Raw genomic sequence first — 1,207 nt, forward strand, 5'->3', positions numbered from 1 at the left:
TCACTGCGATCAGGGAATCAGAACAAGCCGGTCAATGCAAACCCGCGACTCCGATTAAGGAAAAACCGCTCTAGCTCGATACGAATACCAACCAAGTGCACAGACCGCCGTACCCGTAACGAAACCGCGTGGCGCACCCATGACCCTTAAGCAGGTCGCGGATAGGTACACAGCGGAGGAAATACGGGTTGAACGCTGGGTCAAGCGATCCGAAGACCAAAACCGGCAGCATCTGGATTTCCTGCTTAAGTTCGTTGGAGAGGATACTGATGTTCGCGACGTGACTGACGACCACGCACGATCGATCAAGGACACGCTGTTGCTGCTACCGAGGAACATAAACAAGAACCCAAAGACCCGTGGCAAGAGCTTTGATGACGTACTTAAGATGGATTTGCCCGATAGGCTGAACGTTCGTACGGTCAATCTTTATCTCCAAACCTTCAGTCGGATGTTTGCTTGGGCGCTTGATGCCAAGCTAGTCGCCGAAAACCCCTTTGCCAGATCATTGATCCGAGAGAATAAGCGGAAAGCCGGGAAGAGGCAGGCGTTTAGCCATGAGCAGATACGGACTATCGAAGCAGCTCTGCTCGACGAACAGCCCGGCAGCAGACCTAAAGAAGCACATAAATGGGCATCATTGATCGCCATCTACCCGGGTGCGCGATTGAACGAGGTCTGCCAGCTAACGGTCGATGATGTGAAGCAGCACGAGGGTCTGTGGTGTTTCGACTTGAACGACGTAGGTGAAGGGAAGCATCTAAAGAACGAGGCGTCCGTGCGTATCGTACCGATCCATAGCAGACTGATACACTTGGGCGTGCTCGACTACGTAGCCGGACTGCGAGAGCAGCGTTCACCCAAACTATTCCCCGAGTATAGCTACGTTCCCAACTACGGATGGGGTAAAAATCTTAGCGTGTGGTTCAATACAAGGTTGCTCGTAAAGCTAGGCATCAAGACCAAACAGCTAGTGCTGCACAGCCTACGACACACAATGGCAACCAGACTGCTGCAGGCCGATGTACAGGAGACAATTGTACAAGGGCTGATAGGCCACGCCCGCAAAGGCGTAACACAACAGCATTATTTCGATGCTGGCTATAAGATCAGGCAGTTGAAAGAGGCCCTAGGCTCAGGACCTATTAAAATGCTTGCGGAGGCCTCGATCGGCTGATTCATTGGTGGCGCGAGGAGGCGCTACAAT

1 protein-coding gene is annotated in these 1,207 nt (G+C 52.6%); it reads left to right on the top strand.

Features of this window, described 5'->3' with window-relative positions:
• Positions 1–139: 139 nt before the first annotated feature.
• Complete coding sequence (locus tag ACX3P1_RS28140; protein ID WP_459083093.1) at positions 140–1,177, top strand: site-specific integrase; 1,038 nt, start codon at positions 140–142, stop codon at positions 1,175–1,177.
• Positions 1,178–1,207: the final 30 nt, after the last annotated feature.

This window comes from Mesorhizobium sp. A623, assembly GCF_054489405.1.